Here is a 5,073-nt window from a genome sequence, read left to right as displayed (position 1 = left end):
ACATCGTCTGCGGCCATTGCCGCAACTGTCGCGCCGGGCGAGGGCATCTGTGCCGCAACACGCTCGGCGTCGGCGTCAACCGTCCTGGCGCCTTCGGCGAGTATCTGGCGATCCCGCAGCACAATGTCGTGCCGATCCCCGATGATGTGCCCGACGAGATCGCCGCGATCTTCGACCCGCTGGGCAATGCCGTCCACACCGCACTCTCCTTCGATCTGGTTGGCGAAGATGTGCTGGTGACCGGCGCCGGGCCGATCGGCATCATGGGCGCGCTCGTCGCGCAATGCGTCGGCGCGCGCAAAGTGGTCATCACCGACATCAACCCGCTGCGGCTGGCGCTGGCGAAAAAGCTCGGCGTCCAGCATGTCGTCGATGCCTCGAAGGAAAAGCTGCGCGACGTCATGCCAGTGCTCGGCATGACCGAGGGGTTCGACGTCGGCCTCGAAATGTCGGGCGCCGCCCCCGCTTTCCGCGACATGATCGACACCATGAACAATGGCGGCAAGATCGCCATTCTGGGCATCGCGCCGACCGGCTTCGAGATCGACTGGAACAAGGTCATCTTCAAGATGCTGCATCTCAAGGGCATCTACGGCCGCGAGATGTTCGAAACCTGGTACAAGATGATCGCGCTTGTGCAGGGCCCGCTGGATGTCTCCGGCCTGATCACCCACCGCATCGGCATCGACGATTTTCAGGCCGGCTTCGATGCGATGCGCAGCGGCAGTTCCGGCAAGGTGGTGATGGACTGGTAGATGCCGCCTAGCGCAGGATTCTGTTTTTCATCAGCCATTTCACGGAGCGGGGCCATGCGTGGTTCGCACCCATGCGAAGATCGGTAAACCCCTCCGAAACATGTCTCCCGGTTTCGGCGTCAAGGATGCGAATGAACATAGTATGTTCCGTTCGGTTGACGCGCGTTACGACGCCAAGCAAGGCAAGCGACGCGCCGTGCTCCTTGGCAATCGGTCCTTCACAACCAGCGCAGTTGCGCAATCCGTGCGGCGCAGCAGCCTGTGTATCCCTCGCCGGCACATCAATTACTGTAAAGCGCCCAGACTGGGAGAGCATGTCCTTTGCAACTTGTGCCGATTCCGACAGATAGCGCCTGTCATATTCATCTGGGGGAATTATTCCCGCCCCGGCGCTCTTGTCCTCCAATTCGAAAGGGAACACTTCGATCGACATCGGCTTTGTCTGCTGGGCCTGCGCAAATGTGCACGTGCCTACAAGTAGCGTCACCAGGACACTTAAGGCGCGAATGCTCATCGTAGTCCTCCCGTCGGTGTAATGGGCATTATACGCGGCCTGACAACGCAAATCACGATCAAATCGAAAGCAATGCTATGCTTTGGCTGCGGTGGGAGTTCCCACGCAGGTTCGCTCGAACTCCGTCGTTCAGAGTGATTGGCTTGATCTTGGACTAACCCATGCTCGGGACCAGACTGGTCTCCAATGCAGCCAGTCCGCTGGTGATCGCCGTGCGCTCTTCAGCGCTGAGCCTTGCCAGCAAATCCCGTTCGAACGCCTTGGCCAGCGCCACCATCTCGCGATAGGCGGCAAGTCCCGTTCCGGTCAGCGTCAGATGTTCGATACGGCGGTCTTTTTCGTCCGGTTTTCGCGTCAGCCAGCGCCGCCGTTCGAGCTCGGCGACAGCGCGCGAAACCTTTGTCTTGTGCATGGCCGATTGCTCACCGATTGCAGACGCCGTCATCGTTCCATGCTGCCCCAGCCCCGAAAGGGTGCGCCATTCCGGCCGCGTCAGGCCGTGGCTATCCTTGTAAATCCGCGAAAATTCGCGGCTGACGGCGTCGGCAAGCCGGTAGAGCCGGTAGGGCAGGAAATTTTCCAGATTGAGAATTTCAGGCGCGTCGGACGCTTCGCTCTTGATCGCCATTTTTCAAAGCCGCCATTGATGGTTACATTTTCAATGGTTACAAATGAAACCAGTTTGGTCAATTGAGATCCATTCCGGGGAGGAAGCAATGGCCTTTTCCTACATGCCGGGTTTCGGCAACGACTTCGAAACCGAGACGCTGCCCGGTTCGCTGCCACAAGGACGGAACTCCCCGCAGCGGCCGGCCTACGGCCTCTATGCCGAGCAGCTTTCGGGCTCGCCCTTCACCGCCCCGCGCGGCACCAATGAGCGCTCTTGGCTCTACCGGATCCGGCCGAGCGTCAAGCACACTGGCCGCTTCAAGCCTGCGAGCTATCCCTTGTGGAAGAGTGCGCCCAATGTCGGCGATCATGAGTTGGCGCTTGGCCAATACCGCTGGAATCCGGTGCCGATGCCGAAAGAGCCGACCGATTTTATCGCCGGCATGCGCAGCATCACCACATCAGGCGACGTGCTCGGCCAGACCGGCATGGCGGCACATGTCTATGTCGCCAACCGCTCGATGGTCGACGACCATTTCTTCAACTCCGACGGTGAATTGCTGGTCGTGCCGCAGGTCGGCGCATTGCGCTTCGTCACCGAGATGGGCGTCATTGAGCTGCGGCCCGGCGAGATCGCGGTGCTGCCACGCGGTCTGGTCTTCAAGGTCGAGCTGGTCGACAAGGAAGTGCGCGGCTACGTCTGCGAGAACTACGGCGCCAAGTTGACGCTGCCCGACCGCGGCCCGATCGGCGCCAACTGCCTGGCCAATCCGCGCGATTTCAAGACGCCTTGCGCCTGGTTCGAGGAGAAGGAAACGCCGTGCCGGCTGACGGTGAAATGGTGCGGCAATTTCCATGTCACCGAGATCGGCCATTCGCCGCTGGACGTCGTTGCCTGGCACGGCAATTACGCCCCCTACAAATATGATCTGGCTACCTTTTCGCCTGTCGGCGCGCTGCTGTTCGACCATCCCGACCCGTCCATCTTCACTGTGCTGACGGCACCCAGCGGCGAGGAGGGCACGGCCAATATCGACTTCGTCATCTTCCCGCCACGCTGGCTGGTGGCCGAAGACACGTTCCGGCCACCCTGGTACCACCGCAACATCATGAGCGAGTTCATGGGCCTGATCCATGGCCAGTACGATGCCAAGGAAGAGGGCTTTGTGCCCGGCGGCATCAGTCTGCACAATCTGATGCTGGCCCATGGACCGGATGCGCCTGGCTTCGAAAAGGCCTCGCGCGCGGACCTGAAACCGGTCAAGCTCGACAACACCATGGCGTTCATGTTCGAGACCCGATTTCCGCAAATGCTGACCCGCTACGGCGCCGAACTCGAAACCCGGCAGGACAATTATATCGACTGCTGGGCGGATCTGAAGAAGCGTTTCAATGGCACGCCCGAGGGCGACTGGTCTTGAGCACCGAGCCAATGCCGGATCGGTTGGTGATTTTGGGCTCGAAGGGCGGCCCTGCGCTGCGGCCAGGCGGTCCGTGGCCAAGCTCTTCGCTGCTGCAGATCGGCGGCCGCAGCATCGTCGTCGACTGCGGGCTTGGCGTCACGCGTGGCCTGGTCGATGCCGGCATCGGCCTGAAATCGCTCGATCTGATCTTCATCACGCATCTGCACTCCGACCATGTCCTGGAACTGGGCCCGCTGATCCACACCGCCTGGACGGCGGGTCTGGCGACCCCGGTCCACGTGTTCGGCCCGCCCGGCACGGATCATTACTGGCAGCGCTTTTGCCAGGCGATGGAGTTCGATATCGAGATCCGCATCGTCGATGAAGGCCGACCGGATATTCGCGACCTGGTTTCGATCGTCGAATTCGGCGAAGGCCAAGTGGTCGAACAGGGCGGCTTGACGGTTTCGGCGCTGCGCGTCGAGCATCCGCCGGTGACCGACTGTTTTGCCCTGCGCTTCGAACACAGCGGGAAAAGCGTGGTGTTTTCCGCTGACACGGCCTTCTTTCCGCCGCTCGCGGATTTTGCCCAAGGCGCCGATATCCTCGTCCACGAGGCGATGCTGGAAGAAGGCATCGAGCGGCTGGTGGCCAGGACCGGCAATGGCGCGCGGCTGAAAGACCACCTGCTCGCCAGCCACAGCTTTGCCGAAGAGGCCGGCAGCATCGCCAGCGATGCCGGCGTCAAGAGACTGGTGCTCAATCATCTCATTCCGGCCGACGATCCCGGGATCGGCGAGGCCGATTGGACTGCCGCTGTCAGGAAAACATGGGCTGGCGACTTGACGATCGCCCGCGACGGTCTTGTTGTGGGCTTAAGCAGCGCCAAAGCTGCAGCAGGAGAGGAAACCGCATGAAGCTTGCCACATTGAAGGACGGGACGCGCGACGGAAAACTCGTCGTTGTCTCGCGCGACCTGACACGCTTCACAGACGCCTCGTTCCTGGTGCGCACGCTGCAGGCGGCGCTCGACGACTGGCGCCGCATCGCCCCGCATCTCGCGACAATAGCGGAATCGCTTGAGAACAACGCGATGCCGGCGGAGCGCTTCCACGAGCATGACGCCCACTCGCCGCTGCCGCGCGCCTATCAATGGGCCGACGGCTCGGCTTATGTGAATCATGTCGAACTGGTGCGCAAAGCGCGTGGCGCCGAGATGCCTGCGAGCTTCTGGACCGACCCGCTGATCTACCAGGGCGGCTCGGACACTTTCATTCCGCCACGCGATCCGATCCGCATGGCTGACGAAGCCTTCGGCATCGACATGGAAGGCGAAGTCGCCGTCATTGTCGACGACGTGCCGATGGGCGCCAGTGTCGATGAGGCGCGCGCGGCGATCCGGCTGGTCATGCTGGTCAATGACGTCACGCTGCGCGCGCTCACCGGACCGGAACTGGCCAAAGGTTTCGGTTTTTTCCAGTCAAAACCGTCCTCGGCGTTTTCGCCTGTCGCGGTGACGCCGGACGAACTGGGTGATGCCTGGGACGGCGGCAAGGTCAGCCTGCCGCTGCTCGCCGATCTCAACGGCAAGCCGTTCGGCCGGGCCAATGCCGGTATCGACATGACCTTCGATTTTCCGGCGCTGATCGTTCACGCAGCAAGGACACGGCCATTGGCGGCCGGCACGATCATCGGCTCGGGGACTGTCTCCAACAAGCTCGACGGCGGGCCGGGCAAGCCTGTTTCGGCCGGTGGCGCCGGCTATTCCTGCATCGCCGAACTGCGCATGATC

Annotated in this window: 6 protein-coding genes; 4 read left to right on the top strand and 2 right to left on the bottom strand. The window is 61.8% G+C overall.

What is annotated here, in order from left to right; all coding sequences use genetic code 11:
* Positions 1-755 (top strand): L-threonine 3-dehydrogenase (gene tdh / locus EN939_RS20340; protein WP_127269416.1); only part of this gene is annotated, 755 nt, incomplete at its 5' end.
* 7 nt (positions 756-762) lie between these two features.
* Here tdh and EN939_RS20335 read toward each other — a convergent pair.
* Positions 763-1,269, bottom strand: a complete 507-nt coding sequence (locus EN939_RS20335) for a DUF2380 domain-containing protein (protein ID WP_127269415.1) — start codon at positions 1,267-1,269, stop codon at positions 763-765.
* Between the two features lie 154 nt (positions 1,270-1,423).
* Complete coding sequence (locus EN939_RS20330) at positions 1,424-1,897, bottom strand: MarR family winged helix-turn-helix transcriptional regulator (RefSeq protein ID WP_127269414.1); 474 nt, start codon at positions 1,895-1,897, stop codon at positions 1,424-1,426.
* Positions 1,898-1,985: 88 nt separating this feature from the next.
* On the opposite strand from EN939_RS20330, the gene hmgA reads away from it, so the two are divergent.
* The 3 genes from hmgA to EN939_RS20315 form a co-directional block, all read left to right on the top strand.
* Positions 1,986-3,299 carry a homogentisate 1,2-dioxygenase gene (gene hmgA / locus EN939_RS20325; protein ID WP_127269413.1) on the top strand — a complete coding sequence of 438 codons (1,314 nt, stop codon included), beginning with the start codon at positions 1,986-1,988 and terminating at the stop codon, positions 3,297-3,299.
* Between the two features lie 11 nt (positions 3,300-3,310).
* Positions 3,311-4,198, top strand: coding sequence for an MBL fold metallo-hydrolase (locus EN939_RS20320; protein ID WP_164749630.1), 888 nt, complete (start codon positions 3,311-3,313; stop codon positions 4,196-4,198).
* Positions 4,195-5,073 (top strand): fumarylacetoacetate hydrolase family protein (locus EN939_RS20315; RefSeq protein WP_164751104.1); only part of this gene is annotated, 879 nt, incomplete at its 3' end. The genes EN939_RS20320 and EN939_RS20315, both read left to right, overlap by 4 nt.

This window comes from Mesorhizobium sp. M7A.F.Ca.CA.002.05.1.1 (assembly GCF_003998335.1).
GTDB lineage: Bacteria > Pseudomonadota > Alphaproteobacteria > Rhizobiales > Rhizobiaceae > Mesorhizobium.
The sequence above is the reverse complement of the archived record's forward strand: the minus strand, read 5'-3'. Positions and strand labels throughout refer to the sequence as shown.